Here is a 1,297-nt window from a genome sequence, read left to right as displayed (position 1 = left end):
ACAGATTGTTGCGCGCCATGCGGCGCAGATGGTCGAGCAGGGTCACTCTTCAGCTTCCTTCCTCCCCCTCGTATTTCTCGACCTTCTGCTCGATGGCGCCGAAGATCGAATGGCCGGCCTTGTCCTTCATCTCGATGCGCACAGTGTCACCGAAACGCAGGAAGGGCGTCTTCGGCTCGCCGCTCTCGATGGTCTCGATCATGCGCAGCTCGGCGATGCAGGAATAGCCGGCGCCGCCCGCCGAGGCCGGCTTGCCCGGGCCGCCATCGAGCTTGTTGGAGACGGTTCCGGAGCCGATGATGGTGCCGGCGGCGAGCGGCCGCGTCTTCGCGGCATGCACGATCAGCGCCGGGAAATCGAAGGTCATGTCGACGCCGGCGTTGGCGCGGCCGAAGGGCTTGCCGTTGAGGTCGACCAGCAGCGCGAGATTGACCTTGCCGCCGTCCCAGGCCTCGCCCAGTTCGTCGGGCGTGACCGCCACCGGTGAGAAAGCCGAGGACGGTTTCGACTGGAAGAAACCGAAGCCTTTGGCAAGCTCCGGCCCGGTGATGGCGCGCAGCGTGACATCATTGACCAGCATGACCAGGCGGATCGCATCCCTAGCCACGTTGAGGCTCGCGCCCATTGGCACGTCGTCGACGATGACGGCGACTTCCGCCTCCATGTCGATGCCGAAGCTCTCATCCGTCATGCGGACCGGATCGCGCGGCGCAATGAAGGAGTCCGAGCCGCCCTGGTAGATCAGCGGGTCGGTCCAGAAGCTTGCCGGCATCTCGGCGCCGCGCGCCTTTCGCACCAGTTCGACATGGTTCACGTAAGCCGAGCCGTCCGCCCATTGATAGGCGCGCGGCAGCGGCGAATGGGCATCATGCTCATGGAAGCGCACCGAAGGCACCGCGTTGGTCTCGAGCGATTCCGCCATGGCCGCCAGGTGCGGCGCGATGCGGCGCCAATCGTCGAGCGCGGCTTGCAGCGTCGGTACCAGGAACGAGGCATCGGTGAACCGCGTCAGATCGCGCGAGACCACGACCAGCTTCCCGTCGCGCGTCCCGTTCTTCAATGTGGCAAGCTTCATGCGGTTTCCTCTCCTCCAGCAGCCTTCTAACTGCTTAGCCCCACAACAAGGCCGTCGCGGGCAATCGTCAAGTCGCCGGACCAAGTTTTCCTGACAGCCGCGACCCAATCGGCTTCGCCGATCGCCGGATCGTCGGCCGGAATGAGATGGTTGAGCACCAGCCGCCGCACCCCGGCGTCGCTGGCGATGCGACCTGCTTGCTCGGCCAGGCTGTGGCTGGAG

1 protein-coding gene and 1 pseudogene are annotated in these 1,297 nt (G+C 65.4%); both read right to left on the bottom strand.

Annotated features, from left to right (window positions below; all coding sequences use genetic code 11):
- Positions 1 to 49: 49 nt before the first annotated feature.
- Complete coding sequence (locus EOD07_RS34685) at positions 50 to 1,075, bottom strand: fumarylacetoacetate hydrolase family protein (RefSeq protein WP_127238376.1); 1,026 nt, start codon at positions 1,073 to 1,075, stop codon at positions 50 to 52.
- A 26-nt stretch (positions 1,076 to 1,101) separates the two neighbouring features.
- Positions 1,102 to 1,297, bottom strand: a pseudogene (locus tag EOD07_RS34680) (MBL fold metallo-hydrolase); the annotation flags it as partial.

Source organism: Mesorhizobium sp. M2C.T.Ca.TU.002.02.1.1 (assembly GCF_003997225.1).
This window is presented reverse-complemented; position numbering and strand designations above follow the sequence as displayed.